Source organism: Rhizobium sp. SAFR-030 (assembly GCF_059415005.1).
Map to the genome: position 1 here is coordinate 234,882 of NZ_JBPFDO010000003.1, position 22,867 is coordinate 257,748.

Consider the following 22,867-nt stretch of genomic DNA (forward strand, 5'->3'; position numbering starts at 1 on the left):
TTTAATGGATTGGCAGAGCTTTGCTGCTAAACCTGCCGGTCGGGCCGGGCGATCGAGGCGCCCTGCGGGTTGCGCGGGAGTGATTGCATGAAATCTCAGCCTGCGGATGCATCCTTTGCTGCCCGGGACGGACGGCGCTCGCCGCTCTTCGTCGCGGCCTTGATAACTGCCGTCGCCGTTCTTTGCTTCGATCTTTTCGATGGACGGATTTACTACCGAGACGTCGACGACGCGCTACGGGCGATCCAGATCCGGCAGCTTCTCGTGCATGGACGCTGGTTCGACCTGACGATCGTCGGGATCGACATGCCCGGCGCCTACGTGTCGCCATGGTCGCGGCTTGTCGACCTGCCATATGTGCTGCTGACCTTCGCCCTGCGGACGGTCATGTCGCCGGAGAATGCCCTCTGGTGGGCGTTCCGGCTCTGGCAGCCGGTGCTGCTCGTAAGCTATTGCTGGCTCTGGGTGGCGACGGCCGTCCGGGTGGCGGGGAAGACGGTCGGGGTTCTGCCGCTGCATGTCGTGGCAAGCTTTGCGATGATGCCGCTGACGCTCTGGGAATTCATGCCGGGGCGGATCGACCATCACAACCTGCAGATCGTCATCCTGATGCTGGCGCTGTACGGGATCTCCCGCTGGTCTGCCTTCGGTGGGTTCCTGGCGGGTGCCGCCTGCGGGGTATCCTTCGCCATCGGGCTGGAACTTGCGCCTGTCCTGGTGATCCTGATGGTCGGCCCGGGCCTGGCCTGGATCTCTGGCGTCAAAGCGAGCCGCAGCGTGCAGCTGTCGGTTGCTGCCGGGGTTGCGAGCGCGACGCTGGTCACCGGCCTGCTGCTGATTGGACCATCGCGCATGGTGTCAACGGAATGCGATGCGCTCTCCGCACCGTATGTTTCCGCATTTCTCGGATATGCGACAGTCACCTCCATTGCGGTCTGGTCGGTGCATTCCGGCCGCCGCCTGATCCGGCTGTTGTCGCTGTCACTTCCGGCCATCGGCATCGTTCTGCTGCTGGTGCTTGCCTTTCCTGCCTGTGTTGACGGACCATACGGTACGATCGATCCGCTGGTGCGCAGCCTGTGGCTCGACCGGGTGCAGCAGGAAAACTCCTTCCTCGATTTCTACCGGGTGGGCGAGACGATCAAGATCGTCAGTCTCGGGCTGCTGCTGGTCGTCGTCGTCGGTACACTGCCCATCCTCCGGCACCGGCTGAAGGAGCGAGACGCTGCCTTCCTCATCATCTTCTGCGTGGCAACGGCGCTGTTGCTGCTGACATTCGCCCAGACCCGGTTCATCCGATTTCCGGCGGTCGGCGTGCTGCTGTTCCTGCCTCCGGTATGGGATCAGGTGAAAAGCGGCTCAAGAGTAACGACGAGGGTCACTGGTGCCGCCGCCATGCTCACCCTGCTGGTCGGCATCCTGCTGTCGCGTCTGGTTCCGGCGGAGCCTTTCCTGCCCGATGCGCTAGACTACATGGCCGTCGATCTCTGTCCCGTTGCCGATCTGTCTGTTCTGCAGGATTTTCCGCCGGGCCGGATCCTGGCGCCGAGTTCGCTGGGGCTGGTGATGCTCGACGGTCTGCCGCCCGGGTTCTCGATCGCCTCGCTCCCCTTCCATCGCGCAGCACCGGGAATGCTGCGGATGTACCGGGCATTCCTGTCCACCGACAGCGCCGTTCGCCGGGACGCCGCAGCGCCGTTCGATTACCTGGCGCTCTGCCGTTTTCCGCTGGTGGAGGAGATTGCCGACGACACGCTGTTTGCCGTCCTGACGCGGGGCGGCGAATGGCCGGGGCTTGTGCCGCTCGCGGACGGGCCGCCCGGCAGCCTGCGGCTGTTCCGGATCGACCATTCGGCCTTCCGGTAGCAGGGAAAAGCCGCGTTCAGCCGCCCCCAGCGGCATTGCCGCATTGCTCCGGCGGCTCGTTTCGCCTACATAGCGGCAAAACCAAATTCCCCCCGGAGCACCTTTATCCATGGCACGTCAGTTCATCTACCACATGTCGGGACTGAACAAGTCCTACGGCGCCAAGAAAATCCTCGAGAACGTCAACCTGTCCTTCTACCCGGACGCCAAGATCGGCATCCTCGGCCCGAACGGTGCCGGTAAGTCGACGGTGCTGCGCATCATCGCCGGTCAGGACAAGGAGTTCACCGGCGAAGCCTGGCTGGCCGAAGGCGCCACCGTCGGCTACCTGGAACAGGAGCCGCATCTCGATCCGACCAAGAACGCCTTCGAGAACGTCATGGTCGGCGTTGCCGACAAGACGGCCGTGCTCGAGCGCTACAACGAACTGATGATGAACTATTCCGACGAGACCGCCGACGAAGGCGCCAAGCTCCAGGACATCATCGACAGCCAGAACCTGTGGGACCTGGAACAGCAGGTCGAGATGGCGATGGAAGCACTGCGCTGCCCGCCGAAGGATTCGGACGTGACGCTGCTGTCGGGTGGTGAACGCCGCCGGATTGCGCTCTGCCGCCTGCTGCTGTCGCAGCCTGACCTGCTGCTGCTCGACGAACCGACCAACCATCTCGACGCCGAGACCATCGCCTGGCTCGAAAAGCACCTGCGCGACTATCCGGGCGCCGTCATGATGATCACCCACGATCGCTACTTCCTCGACAACGTCACCGGCTGGATCCTCGAGCTCGACCGCGGCCGCGGCATTCCCTACGAAGGCAACTATTCCGCCTACCTGCTGGCCAAGGCCAAGCGCATGCAGCAGGAGAACCGCGAAGAAGCAGGCCGCCAGAAGGCGCTGTCGCGCGAACAGGAATGGATCGCCTCCAGCCCGAAGGCCCGCCAGGCGAAATCCAAGGCCCGTATCAAGGCTTATGAGCAGCTGGTGGACGCGGCCGAGGGCATCCGTCCCGGCGATGCCCAGATCATCATTCCGGTCTCTGAGCGTCTCGGCAACGTCGTCATCGAGCTGGAAGGCATCACCAAGGGCTTTGAAGGCCGCACGCTGATCAACGACCTGTCGATCAAGCTGCCGCCGGGCGGCATCGTCGGCATCATCGGCCCGAACGGCGCCGGCAAGACGACGCTGTTCAAGATGATCACCGGCCAGGAAAAGCCGGATACCGGTTCGGTGCGCATCGGCGACACCGTGCATCTCGGCTATGTCGACCAGAGCCGCGATGCGCTCGACGGCTCGAAGACTGTCTGGGAGGAAATCTCCGGCGGCGCCGAAGTCATCAAGCTCGGCAAGTTCGACATGAACAGCAGAGCCTATTGCGGCGCCTTCAACTTCAAGGGCGGCGACCAGCAGCAGAAGGTCGGCAATCTGTCGGGCGGCCAGCGCAACCGCGTGCATCTTGCCAAGATGCTGAAGGCCGGCGGCAACGTCCTGCTGCTCGACGAACCGACCAACGACCTCGACACGGAAACGCTCGGCGCGCTCGAAACGGCGCTCGAGAACTTCGCCGGCTGCGCCATCATCATCAGCCACGATCGCATGTTCCTCGACCGGCTGGCGACGCATATCCTTGCCTTCGAAGGCGACGGCCATGTGGAATGGTTCGAAGGCAATTTCGAGGATTACGAGCAGGACAAGATCCGTCGCCTCGGCCCCGATGCCCTCAACCCCGGCAGCCAGGCCTACAAGCGCCTGACGCGCTGATTGCTGCGGATACATTGAACTGATGTTCGAGCCGCCTGCCTCGGTGCAGGCGGCTCGAAGCGCGTTCGGCGACATACGCCGGATGATCTGGGAAGATCGGGACTAGGGTTCTCCGACCAGCCACGCCAATTTTCACTTGCAGCACATGCACCATCGATATAAAGATATCTTTATGTCTTGATTGGAAGTTGCTGATGAGTCTGGCGCTGGAAAAACTGGTGGACGTGTTGAAGACGGCGGGCGAGCCTACTCGCTTCCGGCTCCTCATGCTGCTGTCGGGCGGCGACCTCACCGTCAGCGACCTTACCGACATCCTCGGCCAATCACAGCCACGCATTTCCCGCCACCTGAAGCTGCTCTCCGAAGAAGGGCTGATCGAACGCTATCAGGAAGGCGCCTGGGCATTCTTCCGCCTGAGCCGTGAAGGCGAGACGACCCAATTGGCCGGCCTCTTGCTGCGGCAGGCGGATCCGACCGATCCGGTGCTTGTCCGCGACGGCGAACGTCTGGCCGAAGTGAAACGCATCCGCTCCGAGAGGGCGCAGGCGTATTTCAGCCGCAACGCCACCGAATGGGACGAGCTGCGCCGCCTCCACGTCAGCGAAGCGCAGGTGGAAGCGGCGCTCGTCGATCTGGTCGGCGAAGAGGCGATGGACTCGCTGCTCGACCTCGGTACCGGCACCGGCTCCATCCTCCAGCTGTTCCAGAACCAGTACCGTCGCGGCGTTGGGATCGATGCAAGCCGTGACATGCTGTCGGTTGCGCGCGCCAATCTTGACCGGGCCGGCATCCTCAAAGCCTCCGTCCGCCACGGCGACATCTTCAACCTGCCTGCCGAGGCGGGTGATTTCGATCTGGTGACGATCCATCAGGTCCTGCACTTCCTGGAACAGCCGGAGCGCGCGATCGCCGAGGCGGCGCGGGTCCTGCGTCCGGGCGGACGGCTGGTGATCGTCGATCTCGCCCCGCACTCGCTGGACTACCTGCGCGACGACCATGCCCATCTGCGGCTTGGCTTTTCCCACCAGATTGTCAGCGACTGGCTGGGCAAGGTCGGCCTGTCGGTCGAGAAGGTCATCGACCTGCGACCGCAGGACCAGAAAGATACCCCGGCGCTCACGGTCACCATCTGGCTTGCCCGCTCGCCGGTTGCCGCAGCGCCCCCCACGACCGTCACGCGCTCTTCTCTGCCACTGGAAAACGCCTCATGACCTCGCACCGCACGACGCAGACACCCTTCAGCGTGTCCTTCGAGTTCTTTCCGCCGAAGTCCGTCGAAATGGAAGACCAGCTTTGGCAGACGGTTTCTGAACTTGCCCGCTTTGAGCCGGAATTCGTCTCGGTGACCTATGGGGCCGGTGGAACGACCAAGGCACCGACTTTCACCACGGTCGAGCGGATGATCGGCGAAATGCGCCTGCCGACGGCCTCGCACCTGACCTGCGTGGATGCGGACCGGCAGGAGACGCACCAGGTGATCGACGACCTGAAGGCGCTGGACGTGCGTCATATCGTGGCGTTGCGCGGCGATCCTTCGAGCGGCATCGGCACCGCCTATGCTCCGCATCCCGACGGCTATGCAAACGCTGCCGAACTGGTGGCGGCGCTGAAGGAGATCGGTGGCTTCGAGATCTCGGTCTCGGCCTATCCGGAAAAACATCCGGAAAGCGCCGACGTCGACAGCGACATCGAGATGCTGAAGCGCAAGGCCGATGCCGGTGCCGACCGGGCTCTGACCCAGTTCTTCTTCGATAACGACGTGTTCGAGCGCTACCTCGAAAAGGTCCGCAAGGCTGGGATCACCATCCCCGTTGTTCCCGGCATCATGCCGATCCAGAACCTGTCGCAGTTGAAGCGCTTTGCCGCTCGCTGTGGTTCGACGGTGCCGGCCTTCCTTGATCGCCGATTCGAGGGCTTTGACGACAAGCCGGAAGAGCGGGCGAAGGTGGCCGCCGATGTTGCCGCCGAGCAGATAGAAGATCTGACGCGCCGTGGCCTGCACGAATTCCACATCTACACGATGAACCGGGCGCCGCTGGTTGTCGGCACGCTCGAGCGGCTGGGCCGCAGCCCATGCGAAAAGGCCCAGGCCGGAGCAGCGGCCTGAGCCAGATCGTCGTTTCGAAATCTAGGAGGTGAGGGCGGTTTAGGCCGCCCCAGCCGGTTGAAAAACCCCTGTCAAATTACGGGCGGTGCTTTTTCGTCAGACGGATTGCTTGCCTCGGCTCAGACAAAGAGCATTGAAGCGACGAATACGAACGCTGCACCGACGAGAAGGACATTGAAAGAATAGGTTCGACCCATGTCTGCCTCCTTGCGTTGACAGACTGAATGTAGGGCGGTTTTTTCCGCCCTGCAAAGCGAATAATGTGCTGCACTGCCGCAAGGGCCTGCGCCTATTCCGTTAATTGAGAGCGTCAACACGTTGATATCGCAGAGAAAATCCGTTTATAAAGATGCTTTATAAAGCGTGAACTTTTCTGTGTGGGTTGTTAACAAGCGTCATATTCCGTGATGCTTTCGGCCCGAATGCGCGTCCGGACTCAGATCTGAAGCCGAGAGCACCCCGTCCCGGAGATCATGGCGACCCTCGATCGAAAGCTCCCTGATCCCAAAAAGCAGATCGCGGACGCCGTCTTCCAGCGTCCGCGATCTGTCCGTTCCAGCTCTCAGAGCGCGTCGAGCAGCGCCTGTGTCGGCCAACCGTCCGCAGGCATTCCGAGGCGCAGCTGTTCGCGCTGCACGGCGCGGCGCGTGCCGGATCCGAGGATGCCGTCGATCTCACCGACGTCATGGCTCTTGGCGTCGAGCTTGGCCTGCAGCGCCTTCATCGTCTCCACATCAAGACCTGGCTCCGGGTTGCCCTTCAGGTAGGGCGGCGCGCCGGAGAGGCGTGTGGCGAAATAGGCGGCCGAGGTCGTGTAGATGAACGACTTGTTCCACTCGAGATAGATGGCGAAGTTGGGGTAGGTGAGGAAGGCCGGACCCTTGCGGCCCTGCGGCAGCACGAGCGCCGCCGGCAGGTTGCTGAAATCGGTCTTGCCGTCGCGCGGCTTGACGCCGAGCTTGAACCACTCTCCGGCCGGGATCTCGTTGCCGAGGCCGGATTTTTCGTAAGGCAGGCTTTCCGGCAGTTCGACTTCCTGGATCCACGGCTGACCGGCCTGGAAGCCGAGACTCTTGATGAACGATGCAGCAGTCAGGATAGCGTCGGGGCCGCTCGCCTTGACGTTGACATGGCCGTCGCCGTCGCCATCGACGCCATGGGCGATGATGTCGCGCGGCAGCATCTGGACCTGGCCGATTTCGCCAGCCCACGCACCGGTATTGGTCGCCGGATCCAGATCACCGTGCTGGACCATTTCCGTCAGCGCGATCAGCTGCGGCCGGAAGAGTTCGGGACGACGGCAGTCGTGTGCCAGCGTCACCAGGGCATTGCGGGTGTTGAAGTCACCCTGGACGGCGCCGAAATCGGTCTCCATCGCCCAGAATGCGGTGATGACGCCGGGCGCCACGCCGTATTCCTGCTCGGCGCGGCCGAAGACGCTGGCGAGCTGCTGCATCTTCTGGCGGCCGATGTCGAGGCGGCCCTGGCTGACGGTACGCTGGGAGAATTCGAGGAAGGTCTGGCGGAAGACGCCCTGGGCGCGATCGCGCGATAGCACTTTCGGGTCGATCTGTGCGCCGGTGAGCGCCTTGTCCGCCGCCTCTGCCGGAACGCCGGCTGCCACTGCATCCGCCTTCACGCCTTCGAGGAAGCTTGAGAGTTCGCCGCCGCAGGCAGGCTTCGGCGCCTCGGTGGTCTGGGCGAAGGCCGTACTTGCAAGAAGGCCGGTGAGTGAACAGGCAAGCAGGAAGGAAGAAGCTTTGGCGCGCAACATGCGATAATCCTCAGACAAATGGTTTCTTCATCTCGGAAAGCTTTGTGACCGAAGATGGGCGGGAGCAGGCTGCAAGCGATTTCCGCAGCCCGTCAGGATCGTTGGAGACAGGTAGCCCTAGTTCTGCGCGGAAGCCACCCATTGGCGCCAGTTCTTGTCCGTGCCGGCGAAAACGTTGATGTCGGTCTCGCCCTCGATGCCCGGCACGAGGCCGGTCGAGGTGTACTGCCAGAAGGCCCAGCGACGATCCGCATAGATCTTCTCGGGATGCGCGGCGACCGACCGGACCCAGAAATGATGCTGTTTGAACTGGCCGACGAGATTGTCGCGGTGGAAGTCCACCGAGGTGTAGATGATCGGCCGCTTGCCGTAGTGCGCCTCCAGCCGGTCCATGAAACGGCTCATGGAGACGCGGACGGCCTCCGGATCCGGGCGCGTGCGACAGGTCGGCGAGGCAGGGTTCCATTCGACGTCGAGAACCGGCGGCAGCTGCACCGCCTGCTTCGGCACATTGGCGATGAACCAGTCGGCCTGCTCGTCGGCGGTGGAGCAGAAATAGTAGAAATGATAGGGCGCCAGCGGCAGGCCGGCAGCTGCAGCACTGCGCCAGTTCGTCTCGAAGGCCGGATCGATCCTGTCCTTGCCCTCGGTCGCCTTGATGAAGACGAAGGAAACACCGGACTGCCTGACCTTCGGCCAGTCGATGCGGCCGCTCCACTTGGAGACGTCGATGCCGTGCACCTGGTGACGGTCCGGTCCCTTGGTGCCGAAGCTCTGCGGATCATTGTCCTTGAACTTCGACGGTCGAAGGGAATTCGTGTCCATCAGGTCGTAACTTGCCGAGGTGCAGCCGCTGGCAAGGACGGCGCAGGCGAGGATGGCGATCAGTGGCCGAAGCATGGACGTCCCGTATGAAGCGCTGAGGTGCCGCGTGTCGAAGAGCACGACGCGCAGGCTGAATGCCTTGCTAGCGATAACGCCGTAAACAAACCGTTTGATCAAGCGGAAACATTGGGCGGGTGCCGTCGCCTCTCGGCAGAGGCATTGATGTCGGCGGGTTCAAGCCGTGCGCCGGACGACCGCGTGCCACGCGTAGCCTCGCCCGATCGAGGTGAATGTCATATCCGCACCGCGGTTCTCCAGCCGCTGTTCGAGCGCCGTGACCAGATCCGCGCGCGGTGTCACATGAAAGCGGGTCAGCCATGAGCGGAGGCCGGCGCGGAACCATGCCGGCAGGTTCTCCTGCTGACCGAAGTCGACGATGTGCAGAGATCCGCCGGGACGGAGCGCGAGGAGGGCCGCATCAAGCGCTGCCTGCCAGTCCGGGATCATCGACAGTGCGTAGGAGATCAGCACGCGGTCGAAGCCGTCCACGCCAAATTCCATCGTCGAGAACCGCGTCGCGTCGGCAACTTCCAGGACCGGCTGCACGGGCTTGCCGCGGAAATTGGCGTCAGCGGAAGCCAGCATCTCGGCGGAGATATCGAGACCGTGGAGGCGCGCCGTCGGATACTGGCGATGCGCGAGGAGAAGGTTGCGGCCGGTGCCGCAGCCGATTTCCAGCAGCGTGCCGTGCGCCGGGACGTGCAGCTCGCGGATCGCATGGTCGCGGCCCAGCAGATAGTATTTGCGCGTCAGGTCGTAAACGTGGCGCTGGTAGCGATACATCCGGTCCATGCGCAGCGCGTGGTCGTCCTCGCGCATCGGATCGAGACCGTGCGGGGCGCTCATTGCGCCCGCTCATAGATGTGGAAGCCGCCGTAGATCGCCGAACGGTCCTGCCGGTTGAGGCGCAGTGACGGTTCTTCGAGGTAGCGCCATTCCGCATCGAGCGCCGGCGAGAGGCGCCCGGCGATGACGCTTCTTTCCGCAGCAGTGCGGAAGATCACGCGGGCGCCCGGTGCTGCCGTGCGGGTGATCTCCGTCCACAGCTCGTTGAGCTGGGTGTCGTTCATCCAGTCCTGGGCATCGAGGAGAACGTAGCGATCGACGGCGCCCGCCTGCTTTGCGGCGAGAAGCTCGGTGAAGGTGGCGTGGTGGACTTTTACCCGGCCGGCATTGGCGCGGATGGCGGCGTAGTGCTCGGGCCGCAGATAGGTCGGAAGCGTTCCTTCATGCGGCTGCGGGTAGCGACGGACGAAAGCCTGCCAGGCGAAGTAGTTGTCGCGCAGGGGAAAGTGGCAGGCGAGCTTTTCCAGCCGCTGGCGCAGCACAGGGGCGATCGAGCCATCAGCTGCGAGGCTCGCGAGCTCGTCATACTGCCGCGGCGGGATGCCGAGGCCGAAGAGCGAGCTCTTGGCACTGGTCAGCCAGCGGATCAGCGGCTTGTCGAAGAGCGGCGCGATCTGGTCGTCGAAGAACTGCCGCTGCTCGCGCAGCGATCGCGCCTGCGCCATCGTCGTCAGATCGACGCCGTGCAGCCGTGCCAGAAGATGGCCGGCAGCAATGAAGCGGCCAAGCAGCCCGGTGCGGTAGATGTTGCGATCGAGGACGCCGACCCTGCGGCGGCCGGAGAGTGTGCGGCCCTGCCAGTAGGCGCGGGTGGTGGTGTCGAGCCTGGCGGCGATGAACCGGTCGAAGGCCTGGCTGTTGCTCGTGGCGCCGGTTGCCGACAGCAGCCGAACCACGTCGCCATGCGCCGGGAGCGCCTCGAAGGCGGCAAGCTTCAGCCGGTTGAGGGCGATGTGGTGGGGGTTGAGGTCGACCACATCGATCGAGCGCGGGGCGCGGGAGAGATAGGCCAGCATGTTGCAGCCGCCAGAGCCGATGGTGACGATGCTGTGGCCTTCGGCGAGCTGCATGCCTTCCATGTCGACATCCGGATCCTCCCAGATCTGCGGATAGACGAGGCCCGAAAACAGGAGGCCGAACAGGCGTTCCGACACGCCGTTCTTCGACAGAGCCTTGTGTTGCAGGAGGGCGGTCTTCAGCTTTCCGTTTTTCCGAAAGCGCGCTTCCGATGCCATTTCCGCCATGTCGAATCCCCCGTCTGGCTTGGAATTCTTCAAGCCTGTAGTTCCGCGCTGCTACAGTTTGATGACGCAGGCGCACCGGGAGAGACCAGCCGACGGGCTTTCCTTCGACGGCGAATGCTGATTGCATGCGGCGCCAACCGGAGGAACCGCATGCGCCTCGTCAAAGGCCTCATGAGGATCTTTCTGCTGATGCTGGTGGTCGTCATCGGCGCCGGCATTGTCTGGCTCTACGCGGTGCCGCCGGAACTGCTCAGGGTCGGCAGCGGCTATGCAGCCAAGATCGTCTGCTCCAACGTCTTCATTGCCCACCGCCCTGAGGCGGAGGTGCTGGCGGATGACGTGCAGGCGCCCGGCCATCCGCTGCTGCGGCTGATGCGCGTCAGCGTCGACCGGGAAGCTTTGCGGGTGCGCACCGCCTTGATCGGCGGCATTGCACCGAGCGAGGCCGTCTACCGGCCGGGCCTCGGCTGCAGCGTCCAGCCCGCCGGAAGCCGCACCGCTGCAATCTCTGCGCCCCCGCCACCGCCTGCGAGCCCGGAGACTGCATCGCGTGCATGGCCGGACGGCGAGGCGGTCACGTCGATCGATCCGGTTGCCGCTGTGCTTGCCCGCCCGGACCTGACCGGGTCGGGCATGCGGGCCGCGGTGGTGGTGAAGGACGGGCGGATCGTCGGCGAGGTCTATGGCGAAGGGTTTGACCGGGACACGCCGCTGCTCGGCTGGTCGATGACCAAGACGGTGAATGCATCGCTGATCGGCAGGATGATCCGCGACGGACGCATGACGCTGGAGGACAGCGGGTTGCTGCCGCAGTGGCGGCAGGATGCCCGACGGGAGATAGAGCTTCGGCACCTGCTCGCCATGGAGAGCGGGCTTGCCTTCAACGAGGAGTACGGCTCGGTCGCCGACGTCACGCGGATGCTCTACCTGGAACCGGACATGGCGAAATTCGTCGTCGCACTACCTCTGGCGGAGAAGCCGGGAGAACGGTTCGGCTATTCCTCCGGCACTGCAGTGCTGCTGTCCAGGCTGTGGATGGATTGTCTGCAGGATCCGGCCAGGGCCCTCGGCTATCCGCGGGAAGCGCTGTTCGGGCCGCTCGGCATGCGCAGCGCGGTGATGGAACCCGATGCCGCCGGGACGTTCGTCGGCAGTTCCTACATGTACGCGACGGCCCGCGACTGGGCGCGTTTCGGCCTGTTTCTGGCGCAGGACGGCGTCTGGCAGGGACAGCGGCTGCTGCCGGAAGGCTTCGTGTCGCAGATGGGTGAGGGAACAGTGGCTTCGGGAGGCATCTATTCGAAGATGCAGACGTGGCTGCCACGGCTGAACGAGAGGCATCTTCTGCCGGCCGACACGTTTTCGCTGGAAGGCCATGACGGCCAGTCGGTGACGGTCATGCGATCTGAAAGGATGGTCGTCGTGCGGCTCGGCCTGTCGCCCTGGTGGGCGCGGTATCGACCGGCAGCGCTGATCGCGGAGTTGTTGAAAGCGGTGCCTGATTAGGGCCTCGCCGCCTACTTCAGCACGTGCAGCATGTTTTTCTTCTTGGCGTCGTAGTAGTAGCCGCGCGCATAGTTCTTGACGGCGCCGTCGCTGTCGTTGTCGGCAACCAGCCAGGCGCCGCGCAGATACTTGATGGCGTAGCGCAGGTTGGTCTCGGCATCCAGGAGGCCCGAGGCCGGTCCGTCATAGCCCATCGACTTGGCGGTCGAATACTTGATCTGCATGAGGCCGAAGAAGCCGCGCTTGTTGTAGGCCTTCGGGTCGTAGCGGCTCTCGCGGTGGACGACGCGGTGGACCAGCGATTCCGGCACACCGTAGAGCCCGGCATAACGCTTGATCAGCTTGTTGAGCTCAGGGCTGCTGGTGTCCGCCTTGCGGGCGATCGGGCCGCCGGGTGCCGGTGGGAAGAAGTCGGTCGACATGACCGAGACCGGCTGGCTCGGACCTGCATAGGCGACCATCGACGAAGGTGTGGATGCTGCGATCCGCGGACGCGGCGTCGGGATGGCTGCAAACGGCGTGGTGACATCTTCCGGCAGAGCCTTCGGGGCAGATGCAAGCGTCGGTGCCGAAAGCGACTGGGCAGCGGTCGTCGGACGGGTGACGGTCTGCGCCGTTGCCATGTCGATCGCCTGCAGCGCGCCTGTCTTGGAAACCGATGTCGGCGCAACGGCCAGTGCCGGCGTCGCGACCGGTGCGTCGCTCGTCTGCAGCGATGCCATGACCGACTGGTTCTGCGCCTGAAGAGCCGCGGTGCCGGTCGGCAGTGCAAGAACGTGAACGCGGGTGCCTTTTTCGAGAACCGCCGTCGTCATGCCTGCCGGCACTGCGACCGGGCCGGTCGCTGCAGCGATTTCGGTGGTCGACAGTCGACCCGTCTTCGGAGCAGTAGCGGACGCAACCTGCGCTTCACCGGCAACCTTGGCGGCGGACGGATCCGTCACCGCCACGTCGGCCGGCGTTGCGCCGTCTGTCTTCGATGCCGACTGAACGCTCGAGCAACCTGAAACTGCTCCACAAATCGCAACGGCTACAACTGCGTTGCAACCGAGAAATCGGGTAATCGCCATCGGTCTCACTCTCATGAAGATGAATGCCCCACGCCCGCCGGTATCCGACTGTCCATTAAGGTTCATTAACGCATGACCGCATCCGCAGCAAGACGTTGCGTGTCATGCGGCAATCCGGCGATATCCGGCAGTCACCGCACGGCTTGCTATAAATCGCGTTCGAGGCTTGCGCGAAGCTTGATTGCGACGACGGACGCGCAGCATTTGCCGGGCGACGCTTTCGGCGATCAGCAGCTGGAGGAGGGGAGCAACGAGCACGGCCGGGAGGAGGGCGATGCCGGCTGCGCTGAGGAACTGTAGGGGAGAAACGCTTGATTCGGCGGTCTGCAGGAAGATCGCCAGGAGCGCCAGCACCAGTCCGGGCCGGCCGGCCTCGACGACGATCTGCCCGAGTGTCCGGATGGTGCCCGACTGCCGGAGATTGTCGTTGTCGGCCATCCGGTTGACGAAACGTCGCTGCTGCGAGCGCATGACGAAGATCATCAGAACGACGAGCCCAAGCCAGGTGAAGGTCTCGATCATCGCCGGCATGGTGGATCGCAGGGCGAGATATGCGGCACCGGCACAGAAGGCGGCGGCGACATAGCCGATCCAGATGGCCGGCAAGAGGAGAAGCGATCTCGCGCGGCCACGGGCATGGACATGGTCGCGCAGCAGGCGGCCGCATGGCGACGGCAGCAGGAAGACGAGCAGGGCCGTGGCTGCAACCATCAGCATGGTGTGAATGCTCATCTTCTCCTCCCGCACCGGCAAGACGTCGTCTTCCCGGTCATTCCTGTGCCCAACGCGATCTGATCAGGCCGGCCTGTAGGACTGGCCGATGACGTCCATTACCTCTGCGAACCACGGCGCCGACAGATCGAAATGCTTTCCACCCTTGATACGCGGGAATTCGATGGTGCGCAATTTCCCATTCTGTCCCTCGTCATGCCCGGTCACGCCGGAAACTCCGTTGAGGGCGCTTTCGACGGCCAGATCGACCATGCCCTGGATGAGGCGCAGGTCATCGCTGTTGGCGGGGGCGGAGCGGGCGTAATAGCCGGACTTCTGCACCATCGAACGCTCCGCTCCGAGCAGAGTTGCAAAGTGCTGCTGGAACCAGCCGCCAACATTGATCGTGTCGATCTTGACGTGGCCGAAGGCGTCGCGCTTGACGGCTTCACCGGATGCCTCGCGCTCGGCAACGATGGTGTCGAGGCCGGCGCCTTCCGAGACGAACAGGGTCACGTAGCCGCACGTGTCCATGATCCCACGGAGCCGTTCGGCTTCCGCCTCGAGATCGAAGGCGATCTCGGGCAGGTAGAGCCCGTCGATGTTCTTCATCTGGCTGTTCATCATCAGCCCCTCGACATACTCGTTCGACCGGGTCTCCTGGATGTAGGCGCGGGCGGTGGCGGCGGTCAGCCAGCCGCAATGCCGGCCCATGACCTCGTGGATGACCAGCGTGCGCGGCGCAGCACTCTGCTCGTTGCTCACATGGTCGAAGAAATGCGCGCCGACTTCGGCCGCGGTCCAGGCGCCGAGCGACTGGCGGATCGGCACGACGTCGTTGTCGACCGTCTTCGGCAGGCCGACCACCGTCAGGTCGTAGCCGTTGGCGGCAAGATAGGAGGCAAGGTCCGCCGCCGTGGTGTTGGTGTCGTCGCCGCCGATCGTGTGGAGAATGGTGATCCCGTCGGCGGCAAGCCGGTCAGCCGCCACCTGCAACGGGTTCTCGCCTTCCTTCACCAGGCCGCGCTTGACGCAGTCGGCGGCATTGGTCAGCTTGACGCGGCTGTTGCCGATCGGAGAGCCGCCGTAGCGATGGAGAAGGTGGGCGCGCTCGCGCATCGTCGGGTCGATTTCGATTCGATCGCCGAGCAGCAATCCCTGGTATCCTGACCGGTAGGCGACCAGTTCGAGCTCCGGCGCGACATCGGTATAGCGCTGGATGAGACCGCCGACCGCGGAGGAAAGACACGGCGCAAGTCCGCCCGCAGTCAGCATCGCCACTTTCTGTTTCGCCATCGAACCTCCTTCGCGCCGTCGCGCCTATGCGTCTAAGACTGGTCAAATGGATGCGTCACGAGGCCGCGGCTGTAAAGTGAATTTCTCAAGAATTTCCGTCATTTCGCCTGGTTTTTGGAACAGTCCGCAATTCAATCGGTTCAAAACATGTGACCGGCCACGGCGGCCTACGAGCGCTTCACAGGAGGTTGCCTAAAGCCGCTCCGGGCGCCGATCGCGGCGCTACCGACGGCCCCGTGCCGGTCCAGGATGACAAAAAGTTAATCGGGGGGAAGTCGCCGGCAGCTTGCCAAGGGTGCCGGAATTTGATGTGGTGCAGCATGTTCTTAGATTTCGCCTGCCTTCAGTTGAATTCGTTGTGGGAGCGGCTGCTGGGCAGTGTCGGCGACGCCGCCAACAACGCCCTCTCGCGGCTTGTCGAGGCTATACGGACGCTGTTCGAAGGCGATCCGGAGACCCGTCGCCAGGTTTCGTTCTCGGTTGCCATCATCGCCCTGTCGGCAAAGATGGCCAAGGCCGATGGCGCCGTGGTCGAATCCGAAGTCCAGGCCTTCCGGCAGATCTTCGATTTTCCGGAAGAGGAAGCGCGCAACGTGGCGCGGCTCTACAACCTCGCCCGCCAGGACGTTGCCGGCTACGAAGCCTATGCGGAAAAGCTGTCGAAGCTGTGCGGGTCTGGCGAGCAGAACTGCGAGATGCTGGAAAGCGTCGTCGACGGCCTTTTCCATATCGCCAAGGCCGACGGCATGGTGCACGAGAAGGAACTCGCCTTCCTGTCGCGCATCTCCGAGATCTTCCGCATCGACGAGATGCACTTCCGGCGGATCATGGCGCGTCATGTGCACATAGAAGGCGTCGATCCCTATCAGGTGCTCGGCGTCTCTCCGAAGGATGATTTCACCGAGATCCGCAAGCGGTACCGCCGGCTGGTTGCCGAGCATCATCCGGACAAGCTGATTGCCCGCGGCGTGCCGGCCGCCCTGCATGCCGCGGCCAACGAGCGCATGGCGGCGCTGAATGCGGCCTACGCAGCGATCGCCAAGGAACGCAAGGCGGCATGACTGCACTGGTGCCCGATTTTTCCGGAGCGCGCGTCGAGCCGTCTCCGAACCATGGCGAACGCGTCGGCGGAACCGCACCCGACATGATCATCCTGCATTATACCGGCATGAGCGATCACGGGCAGGCGCTGTCCTGGCTGAAGAACATCGAAAGCCAGGTCTCCAGCCACTATTTCGTCTGGCCTGACGGCCGCATCGTTCAACTGGTGCCGGAAGCGCGACGCGCATGGCATGCCGGCAAGAGCCTGTGGGGCGGCGAGAGCGATATCAATTCCCGGTCGATCGGCATCGAGATCGCCAATGCGGGCCATCCCGGCGGACTTCCCGACTATTCACCCGAGCAGATCGAGTCGGTAATCACCCTCTGTCGCGACTGCATGGCGCGCTGGTCGATCCCGACCGAGCGCGTGCTGGCGCATTCCGACGTGGCGCCGCGCCGCAAGGTGGATCCGGGCGAGAAGTTTCCATGGGCACGGCTGGCAGCTGCAGGCGTCGGTCACTGGGTCGAGCCGAGCCCGGTGCGCGGCGGCCGTTACTTCCAGCGCGGCGAAAGCGGGCAGCCGATCGAGGCGCTGCAGGGCATGCTGGCGCTTTACGGTTACGGGATCGCGATCACCGGCGAATTCTGCGAGCGGACGGAAGGCGTGGTCGAGGCGTTCCAGCGGCATTTCCGGCCTGAGCGCGTCGACGGTATCGCCGACATGTCGACGATCGAGACGCTGCACCGGCTGCTGGCTGAACTGCCACGGTACCAGGGCACGCATTAGAGCCCAAGGCTTCGCACTCTGATTCCGCCGCCTCGGTTAGGCGGTTGATAATCCAGCACCTTGAAGGGATGCCGATCAAATGGCGGACTTCAGATACATCGTCGTCGGCCGGGGAATGATGGGGTCGGCTGCGGCGCGGCATCTTTCGGCCGCGGTCGAAGGCGTTGCGCTGATCGGGCCGGACGAACCGCAGGATGCGAAGAGGCATTCCGGCGTCTTTGCAAGCCATTACGACGAGGCGCGGATCACCCGCACCATCGATCCCGATGCGGTCTGGGCGCGCCTCGCCAATCGATCGATCGCCCGCTATGCCGAGATCGAACGAGAGAGCGGCATTCGTTTCTATCATGAGGTCGGCTGCCTGATGGTCGGCCCGGAGCGGGCCACCGGCCACTCTTATATCGGCGGGATCTGCTCAGCCGCTGCCGAGCTTGGCGTCGAAACGCAGTTGCTGGACGATGCGCAACTGTCCGATGCCTTTCCCGGCTTCGGGTTTGAGACGCATTGTGAGGCTGTGTTCGAGGCACGTCAGGCGGGCTACATCAATCCGCGGGCGCTGGTTGCCGCGCAGTCGCTGCTGGCGGAGCGGCAAGGCGCAAAGCTAATCTCCGAGACCGTGGTCAGCGTGCGGGAGGAGGGTGGCCTCGCTATCGTTCTGACCGCCGAGGATCGTCGATACACGGCCGAGAAGGTGCTGGTTGCGGCGGGCGGCTTCTCGACCGCCGAGGGACTGCTGCCGCAGCCGCTCAGAATGTCCGTTTATGCGCGCACGGTGACCTTCTTCGAGATCGCCGATGCCGACCTTCCGCGGTTCGCGGGCATGCCGTCGCTGATCTACGAGCCGCGCGATCCGTCGCGCCACATCTACATGCTGCCGCCGGTCCGCTACCCGGACGGCCGTACCCATTTGAAGATTGGTGGCGATCCCGACGATCTTCTGGTGAGGGACGATGCCGCCATGCGCGCCTGGTTCCGGACGGGCGGTCGCGACAGCGTGCGCAATCATCACGCAGACATCGTCGAGACGCTGGTCCCGGCGGTGGACCGGACGAAAATCTCGACGGCTGCGTGCGTTGTTTCCAAGACGCCGAGCGGCTATCCGGCGATTGCCTACACGCAGTCGCCGCATATCGCTGTGCTGACCGGCGGCTGCGGCGCGGCGGCAAAGAGTTCCGACGAGATCGGCCGACTGGGCGCCGACCTGCTTCTGCATGGGCGTGTGACCGACGATACTTATGGCGTGCCGTTTGACGCGTCCTTCGGGTGATCCGCGTTGGATTTCCTATGGCTTTCACTTTCCAAACCGTCTAAGGAGCCCCTGCCAGTTGGCCGGGCAGCCGCGCTTTACCAATGCCGAAAGGCGGTAGGGTGAGGAAAGTCCGGGCTCCACGGAAACACGGTGCCGGATAACGTCCGGCGGGGGCGACCCCAGGGAAAGTGCCACAGAAAGTAAACCGCCCCGCCTGCTGTTCTCCTGACGATGAGGGGAAGAGCTGGCGGGGTAAGGGTGAAAGGGTGGGGTAAGAGCCCACCGCGGGACTGGCAACAGGACCGGCACGGTAAACCCCACCGGGAGCAAGACCGAATAGGGACGACGCGGGTGCCGCTTGCGGTGCCACAGCCTGTTTCTGGGCCAGTCGTTCGGGTGGGTTGCGAGAGGCGGCGCGCGAGTGCCGTCCCAGATGAATGGCTGCCACGTTCCGGTGCTCGCACCGGTGCCATACAGAACCCGGCTTACAGGCCAACTGGCGATTTTACCTCTCTTGCTGCGCAACCTGGAGAGGGTTTCGTTTTCCCCCAACATTTCGGCAGTGACCGGCGCGTTCTCCTGTTGTCGAAGTGTCGCGGCTTCCCGTACTGGTTGTAGTTGCGCGTGCTAGCCATGCCGAGAATTTCCCTAATGTTCCCGGCCGCGCAACGACTTAGGGCCGACTTTGACGCTGCGCTGCGGCGTTTGATGGCTCGCGTCGAGCGTCGGCTTGCTAACCCTTTGTTAAACTTAACAGGTCATAAATATTTGACGCGGTCGCCTGTGCGTGGGGCGGCCTCCCATTGACGCCCATATGGTCCCATGTTATCCCAAAACCACACTGCGAGCGGGCAATTCAGTGCCTTTTCATCGGACAGGTTCGGGTCGCTTCCTTCGGGGAGACGCGGGCGGAAACCATTCCGCCTGAACGGCCGGGTTGTGTCTGCTGACTCGTGTCATGCGGGGCGCGTGCGTGCTCCGGTGCGTAACGGAGCGGATGTTTGGCGTCATGAACCGCTTCCTGTCCAATGCGACGAACAGGATCGATGCGAAGGGGCGGGTTTCCGTTCCGGCGCCGTTCCGTGCGGTTCTTGCGCAGCGGGATATCCAGGAGCTGTACTGTCTCCAGGATCTTGTGTTTCCGGCGATCAGCGTCGGTGGTCCGGATCTGCTCGATCGATACGAGCGGCAGATCGCCTCCGCCGATCCGTTCTCGCCGGAGGCCAATGCCATGTCGCTTCTGGTGCATGGCGGTGGTGTGTTCATGCGGCTCGATGCGGAGGGTCGCCTGACGGTCACGGATTTCATCCGCGACTTCACCGGCATCACGACGGAGGTCTCCTTCGTCGGGAGGTCGGATCATTTTCAGCTTTGGCAGCCGGCGGCGTTCCACGAGGCGCAGTCGGCGGCAAGAGAGGGGCGTGCCCGGTTGGGGGTGCGGCCCGGTTAAGACAGGGGAGCGGAATGGCGGCGAATCTTGGCGACGGAATTTCCGAGGCCGATGGCGGACCGGCTCGCCACATTCCGGTCATGCTGGAGGAAGTGCTTGCGGCGCTTGCTCCCGCACCCGGTAAAATCATCCTGGATGGTACATTCGGCGCGGGTGGCTACACCCGCGCCATTCTTTCACGCGGCGCCGAAGTGATCGCCCTCGACCGCGATCCGACGGCGATTGCCGCCGGTCAGGCGCTGGTCGCCGAAAACCCCGGGCGGCTTCGCCTTGTCCCTTCGCAATTTTCCAATCTTGCAGAGCATGCGCCGGAAGGCGGTCTCGACGGTGTCGTCCTCGACGTCGGCGTATCCTCTATGCAGATCGACGAGGCGGAGCGCGGCTTTTCGTTCCAGCGCAACGGGCCGCTCGACATGCGCATGTCGGCAGCCGGCGTTTCGGCGGCAGACGTCGTCAATCGCGCCAAGCCCGGTGATCTCGCCCGCATCTTCGGCTTTCTCGGCGAGGAAAAGCAGGCCGGCCGCATCGCCCGCGCAATCGAGAAGCGGCGTGCCGGCGAGCTGTTTGCCACGACCCGGGATCTCGCCAACCTCATCGAAAGCGTCAATCCGCGCAAGGCAAAGGACAAGATCCATCCGGCGACCCGGGTGTTCCAGGCACTGCGCATCTTCGTCAACGACGAGTTGGGCGAGCTGGCCCAGGCGCTGTTTGCCGCCGAGCGAGCTCTGAAGCCCGGTGGTCGGCTTGTCGTCGTCAGCTTCCATTCGCTCGAGGACCGGCTCGTCAAGCGCTTCCTCGCCGACCGTTCGGGCAAGGCGTCAGGCTCGCGCCATCTTCCGATGGTAGAGGAAAAGGCAGCGGTCTTCGAACCTGTGGGCAAGGGCATGATGTCAGCCTCCAAGGAAGAAGCCGACATCAATCCGCGATCCCGTTCGGCGAAATTGCGGGCTGCCTTCCGGACAGCCGCACCGGCTTCGGCCGCGGATTTTTCGATCTTCGACCTGCCTGACCTTGCCAGCCTGGAAAAGATGGGAGCCTGATTATGTTGCGTAGCTTCGATCTCGTGCTGATCGGTGTGATGACGACGATGGCCGTCGTCACCTACAGCATCAAGCACAGCGCCGAGCTGAAGCTCGATGAGGTTCGCCGCCTGGAGACGGAAATCCGCCTGGAGCGTGACACCATCGACCTCTTGAAGGCCGACTGGGCGCTGCTGAACCAGCCGAACCGGTTGCACCGGCTGATGAGCGTCTATGCGTCCGAGCTTGAACTCGTGCCGACAGCGCCGACCCAGCTGGCGATGCCCAGGGAGCTGCCGATGTCGAAGGCGCAGCTGCCGCAGCCGGAAACGACGATCGAGGACCTGATCGCCGGCACCGACCCGGAAGTGGCGGCGGCCATTCGCGGCGTCAACGCAGCCAAGGCTGCCCAGCCTGCCAGCCGGATACCGGTTCCGCTGGCGCGTGGCACGTCCAACGTCGATGTAATCTCAACCGGATCGGTAAGACGCTGATGGCTTTTCTCTCGCGTGTCATGGTTCTGAAGAGCAGGGCGCATTTCTCCTCCGGCGCCAAGGGCGCTCGTGCAGCGGGCGGCGCCGTCAATTTCGAGGGCGTTCGCAAGCGCAAGGCCGGCCAGGCGCGCAATCGCGTCGGCCTGATCATGTTCGGCTTCGTCTGCTTCTACTGCGTCATCGGCGGGCGGCTCGCCTATTACGGCATGCGCGAGCCGGAAACGACATCCAGCATCATGCCGGCCGACCGGCTGATGGCCTCGCGTCCGGACATCCTCGACCGCAACGGCGAGGTTCTGGCGACCGACATTCGGACAGTGTCGCTGTTTGCCGAGCCGCACAAGATCGTCGATGCCGACGAGGTGATCGAGAAGCTGCGCCTCGTGCTGCCCGATCTCGACGCCAAGCAGATCTACAACAAGCTGTCGTCCAAATCCCGCTTCCAGTGGCTGCGTCGCCAGCTGACGCCGAAGCAGCAGAGTGAAATTCTGGCTCTCGGCATCCCGGGGATCGGTTTCCGCCCGGAGAAGCGCCGTTTCTATCCCGGCGGTCCGACCGCCGCTCATATCGTCGGCTACGTCAATATCGACAACCGCGGCGTCGCCGGCATGGAACGCTACATCGACAGCCAGGGGCTCGCCGAACTGGCCGCACTCGGCATGACGAGCAACCAGCCGCTGGAGCCGGTCAAGCTGTCGATCGACGTGCGCGTCCAGGCGATCCTGCGCGAAGTGCTGATGTCCAACATCGCAAAGTTCAAGGCGAAGGGCGCCGGCGGCGTCGTTCTCGATGCCAATACCGGCGAAGTGCTGGCCATGGCCTCGGCGCCCGATTTCGATCCGAACGATCCAACAGTCGGCGGCGAAGAGGGCTGGCTCAACCGGATGTCGAACGGCACCTTTGAAATGGGTTCGACCTTCAAGTCGTTCACGCTGGCGATGGCGCTCGACAGCGGCAAGGTCAACATCAACGACAGCTTCGACGCCCGCTATCCGATCCGTATCGGCGGGTTCACCATCAAGGATTTCCACGGCAAGGGTCGCTTCCTCACGGTTCCGGAAGTCTTCCAGTACTCGTCAAACATCGGCACGGCGAAAATGGCCGACGTCGTCGGCATCGACGGTCACAAGGCGTTCCTGCAGCGGCTGGGCCTGTTGAGCCGGATGCGCACCGAACTGCCGGAAGTCGCCATGCCCAGCCAGCCGCGCGAGTGGAAGAAGATCAACTCGATCACGATCTCCTTCGGCCACGGCGTGTCGACAACGCCGCTGCAGACGGCGGTGGCCGGTGCGGCGCTCGTCAATGGCGGGCGGCTGATCGAGCCGACATTCCTGCCGCGTACGGAAGCCCAGGCGGACGCAACGGCGGAAACCGTGATCAAGCCGACGACCAGCGACAACATGCGCTGGCTGTTCGAGTGGAACGGCGTCAACGGCTCGGGCAAGAACGCCCAGGTCGACGGCTTCGACGTCGGCGGCAAGACGGGCACCGCCGACAAGGTCATCAACGGCCGCTACAACCACGACCACAACTTCAACGCCTTCCTGGCGGCCTTCCCGATCTACAAGCCGCGATACGTGGTGCTGACCTTCATCGACGATCCGCGCAGCGAGACGGATCGGGCCGTGCTCGCCGGCAACAGCGCCGCGCCGATGGTGCACGACATCATCAGCCGTTCCGCTGCCATTCTCGGTGTAAAACCGCGGTTTGGACAGAACGGCTCCGCCATGCTTGTGTCCTATTAGGTCATAATGAATGGACCC

At 63.7% G+C, this 22,867-nt stretch carries 19 protein-coding genes and 1 other RNA gene; 13 read left to right on the plus strand and 7 right to left on the minus strand.

Annotated elements, in window-relative coordinates; translation table 11 throughout:
• Positions 1-87: 87 nt before the first annotated feature.
• The 4 genes from ACR65N_RS10685 to metF all read left to right on the plus strand — a co-directional run bounded on the left by ACR65N_RS10685 (position 88) and on the right by metF (position 5,732).
• Positions 88-1,866 (plus strand): hypothetical protein, encoded by a 1,779-nt coding sequence (locus tag ACR65N_RS10685; RefSeq protein WP_440456987.1) that lies wholly within the window; start codon positions 88-90, stop codon positions 1,864-1,866.
• 109 nt (positions 1,867-1,975) lie between these two features.
• Positions 1,976-3,625 carry an energy-dependent translational throttle protein EttA gene (gene ettA / locus ACR65N_RS10690; RefSeq protein WP_430304020.1) on the plus strand — a complete coding sequence of 550 codons (1,650 nt, stop codon included), beginning with the start codon at positions 1,976-1,978 and terminating at the stop codon, positions 3,623-3,625.
• A 194-nt stretch (positions 3,626-3,819) separates the two neighbouring features.
• The gene (locus ACR65N_RS10695) at positions 3,820-4,836 is read left to right on the plus strand and encodes an ArsR/SmtB family transcription factor (protein WP_440456988.1); all 1,017 of its coding nucleotides are present in this window, start codon (positions 3,820-3,822) and stop codon (positions 4,834-4,836) included.
• Positions 4,833-5,732 (plus strand): methylenetetrahydrofolate reductase [NAD(P)H], encoded by a 900-nt coding sequence (gene metF / locus ACR65N_RS10700; RefSeq protein ID WP_440456989.1) that lies wholly within the window; start codon positions 4,833-4,835, stop codon positions 5,730-5,732. The genes ACR65N_RS10695 and metF overlap by 4 nt, the downstream gene beginning before the upstream one ends.
• Positions 5,733-6,294: 562 nt before the next feature.
• On the opposite strand, the gene ACR65N_RS10705 is transcribed toward metF, so the two are convergent.
• The 4 genes from ACR65N_RS10705 to ACR65N_RS10720 all read right to left on the minus strand — a co-directional run bounded on the left by ACR65N_RS10705 (position 6,295) and on the right by ACR65N_RS10720 (position 10,481).
• Complete coding sequence (locus tag ACR65N_RS10705; protein ID WP_440456990.1) at positions 6,295-7,506, minus strand: lytic murein transglycosylase; 1,212 nt, start codon at positions 7,504-7,506, stop codon at positions 6,295-6,297.
• Between the two features lie 117 nt (positions 7,507-7,623).
• Positions 7,624-8,406 (minus strand): glycoside hydrolase family 25 protein, encoded by a 783-nt coding sequence (locus ACR65N_RS10710; RefSeq protein ID WP_440456991.1) that lies wholly within the window; start codon positions 8,404-8,406, stop codon positions 7,624-7,626.
• 159 nt (positions 8,407-8,565) lie between these two features.
• Positions 8,566-9,237, minus strand: a complete 672-nt coding sequence (locus tag ACR65N_RS10715; RefSeq protein WP_440456992.1) for a class I SAM-dependent methyltransferase — start codon at positions 9,235-9,237, stop codon at positions 8,566-8,568.
• Positions 9,234-10,481, minus strand: coding sequence for a BtaA family protein (locus ACR65N_RS10720; RefSeq protein WP_440456993.1), 1,248 nt, complete (start codon positions 10,479-10,481; stop codon positions 9,234-9,236). Before ACR65N_RS10720 ends, ACR65N_RS10715 begins: the two co-directional genes overlap by 4 nt.
• A gap of 150 nt (positions 10,482-10,631) precedes the next feature.
• Between ACR65N_RS10720 and ACR65N_RS10725 the strand changes: the two genes are divergently transcribed.
• The gene (locus tag ACR65N_RS10725; RefSeq protein ID WP_440456994.1) at positions 10,632-11,987 is read left to right on the plus strand and encodes a serine hydrolase domain-containing protein; all 1,356 of its coding nucleotides are present in this window, start codon (positions 10,632-10,634) and stop codon (positions 11,985-11,987) included.
• A gap of 11 nt (positions 11,988-11,998) precedes the next feature.
• On the opposite strand, the gene ACR65N_RS10730 is transcribed toward ACR65N_RS10725, so the two are convergent.
• The 3 genes from ACR65N_RS10730 to ACR65N_RS10740 all read right to left on the minus strand — a co-directional run bounded on the left by ACR65N_RS10730 (position 11,999) and on the right by ACR65N_RS10740 (position 15,064).
• On the minus strand, positions 11,999-12,931 hold the full coding sequence (locus tag ACR65N_RS10730) for a transglycosylase SLT domain-containing protein (protein WP_430304009.1): 933 nt from the start codon (positions 12,929-12,931) through the stop codon (positions 11,999-12,001).
• Positions 12,932-13,159: 228 nt separating this feature from the next.
• Positions 13,160-13,789 carry a hypothetical protein gene (locus ACR65N_RS10735; RefSeq protein WP_440456995.1) on the minus strand — a complete coding sequence of 210 codons (630 nt, stop codon included), beginning with the start codon at positions 13,787-13,789 and terminating at the stop codon, positions 13,160-13,162.
• Positions 13,790-13,852: 63 nt separating this feature from the next.
• Positions 13,853-15,064 carry a pyrophosphate--fructose-6-phosphate 1-phosphotransferase gene (locus ACR65N_RS10740; RefSeq protein ID WP_440456996.1) on the minus strand — a complete coding sequence of 404 codons (1,212 nt, stop codon included), beginning with the start codon at positions 15,062-15,064 and terminating at the stop codon, positions 13,853-13,855.
• A 320-nt stretch (positions 15,065-15,384) separates the two neighbouring features.
• Here ACR65N_RS10740 and ACR65N_RS10745 point away from each other — a divergent pair, with 320 nt between their 5' ends.
• The 8 genes from ACR65N_RS10745 to ACR65N_RS10780 all read left to right on the plus strand — a co-directional run bounded on the left by ACR65N_RS10745 (position 15,385) and on the right by ACR65N_RS10780 (position 22,849).
• Positions 15,385-16,125 (plus strand): TerB family tellurite resistance protein, encoded by a 741-nt coding sequence (locus ACR65N_RS10745; RefSeq protein ID WP_440456997.1) that lies wholly within the window; start codon positions 15,385-15,387, stop codon positions 16,123-16,125.
• Positions 16,122-16,892 carry an N-acetylmuramoyl-L-alanine amidase gene (locus ACR65N_RS10750; RefSeq protein ID WP_440456998.1) on the plus strand — a complete coding sequence of 257 codons (771 nt, stop codon included), beginning with the start codon at positions 16,122-16,124 and terminating at the stop codon, positions 16,890-16,892. The genes ACR65N_RS10745 and ACR65N_RS10750 overlap by 4 nt, the downstream gene beginning before the upstream one ends.
• Before the next feature lie 79 nt (positions 16,893-16,971).
• Positions 16,972-18,159, plus strand: coding sequence for an NAD(P)/FAD-dependent oxidoreductase (locus tag ACR65N_RS10755; protein WP_440456999.1), 1,188 nt, complete (start codon positions 16,972-16,974; stop codon positions 18,157-18,159).
• Positions 18,160-18,213: 54 nt separating this feature from the next.
• Positions 18,214-18,645, plus strand: an RNA gene (gene rnpB / locus ACR65N_RS10760) — RNase P RNA component class A.
• A gap of 505 nt (positions 18,646-19,150) precedes the next feature.
• The gene (mraZ, locus tag ACR65N_RS10765) at positions 19,151-19,591 is read left to right on the plus strand and encodes a division/cell wall cluster transcriptional repressor MraZ (protein ID WP_440457000.1); all 441 of its coding nucleotides are present in this window, start codon (positions 19,151-19,153) and stop codon (positions 19,589-19,591) included.
• Positions 19,592-19,605: 14 nt separating this feature from the next.
• Positions 19,606-20,631 (plus strand): 16S rRNA (cytosine(1402)-N(4))-methyltransferase RsmH, encoded by a 1,026-nt coding sequence (gene rsmH / locus ACR65N_RS10770; RefSeq protein WP_440457001.1) that lies wholly within the window; start codon positions 19,606-19,608, stop codon positions 20,629-20,631.
• A gap of 2 nt (positions 20,632-20,633) precedes the next feature.
• Positions 20,634-21,104, plus strand: a complete 471-nt coding sequence (ftsL, locus tag ACR65N_RS10775) for a cell division protein FtsL (RefSeq protein ID WP_430304001.1) — start codon at positions 20,634-20,636, stop codon at positions 21,102-21,104.
• Positions 21,104-22,849: a peptidoglycan D,D-transpeptidase FtsI family protein gene (locus ACR65N_RS10780; protein WP_440457002.1), complete on the plus strand. Its 1,746-nt coding sequence runs from the start codon at positions 21,104-21,106 to the stop codon at positions 22,847-22,849. The genes ftsL and ACR65N_RS10780 overlap by 1 nt, the downstream gene beginning before the upstream one ends.
• Positions 22,850-22,867 lie beyond the last annotated feature (18 nt).

Excerpts from the sequence above, each read along its gene's own strand:
- ACR65N_RS10705 (WP_440456990.1), bottom strand. The coding sequence starts at position 7,506 with ATGTTGCGCGCCAAAGCTTCTTCCTTCCTGCTTGCCTGTTCACTCACC.
- ACR65N_RS10750 (WP_440456998.1), top strand. The coding sequence starts at position 16,122 with ATGACTGCACTGGTGCCCGATTTTTCCGGAGCGCGCGTCGAGCCGTCT.
- rsmH (WP_440457001.1), top strand. The coding sequence starts at position 19,606 with ATGGCGGCGAATCTTGGCGACGGAATTTCCGAGGCCGATGGCGGACCG.
- metF (WP_440456989.1), top strand. The coding sequence starts at position 4,833 with ATGACCTCGCACCGCACGACGCAGACACCCTTCAGCGTGTCCTTCGAG.
- ACR65N_RS10715 (WP_440456992.1), bottom strand. The coding sequence starts at position 9,237 with ATGAGCGCCCCGCACGGTCTCGATCCGATGCGCGAGGACGACCACGCG.
- ACR65N_RS10710 (WP_440456991.1), bottom strand. The coding sequence starts at position 8,406 with ATGCTTCGGCCACTGATCGCCATCCTCGCCTGCGCCGTCCTTGCCAGC.
- mraZ (WP_440457000.1), top strand. The coding sequence starts at position 19,151 with ATGAACCGCTTCCTGTCCAATGCGACGAACAGGATCGATGCGAAGGGG.
- ACR65N_RS10725 (WP_440456994.1), top strand. The coding sequence starts at position 10,632 with ATGCGCCTCGTCAAAGGCCTCATGAGGATCTTTCTGCTGATGCTGGTG.
- ftsL (WP_430304001.1), top strand. The coding sequence starts at position 20,634 with ATGTTGCGTAGCTTCGATCTCGTGCTGATCGGTGTGATGACGACGATG.
- ACR65N_RS10745 (WP_440456997.1), top strand. The coding sequence starts at position 15,385 with ATGTTCTTAGATTTCGCCTGCCTTCAGTTGAATTCGTTGTGGGAGCGG.
- ACR65N_RS10685 (WP_440456987.1), top strand. The coding sequence starts at position 88 with ATGAAATCTCAGCCTGCGGATGCATCCTTTGCTGCCCGGGACGGACGG.
- ACR65N_RS10695 (WP_440456988.1), top strand. The coding sequence starts at position 3,820 with ATGAGTCTGGCGCTGGAAAAACTGGTGGACGTGTTGAAGACGGCGGGC.
- ACR65N_RS10735 (WP_440456995.1), bottom strand. The coding sequence starts at position 13,789 with ATGAGCATTCACACCATGCTGATGGTTGCAGCCACGGCCCTGCTCGTC.
- ACR65N_RS10755 (WP_440456999.1), top strand. The coding sequence starts at position 16,972 with ATGGCGGACTTCAGATACATCGTCGTCGGCCGGGGAATGATGGGGTCG.
- ACR65N_RS10740 (WP_440456996.1), bottom strand. The coding sequence starts at position 15,064 with ATGGCGAAACAGAAAGTGGCGATGCTGACTGCGGGCGGACTTGCGCCG.
- ACR65N_RS10720 (WP_440456993.1), bottom strand. The coding sequence starts at position 10,481 with ATGGCGGAAATGGCATCGGAAGCGCGCTTTCGGAAAAACGGAAAGCTG.
- ACR65N_RS10780 (WP_440457002.1), top strand. The coding sequence starts at position 21,104 with ATGGCTTTTCTCTCGCGTGTCATGGTTCTGAAGAGCAGGGCGCATTTC.
- ettA (WP_430304020.1), top strand. The coding sequence starts at position 1,976 with ATGGCACGTCAGTTCATCTACCACATGTCGGGACTGAACAAGTCCTAC.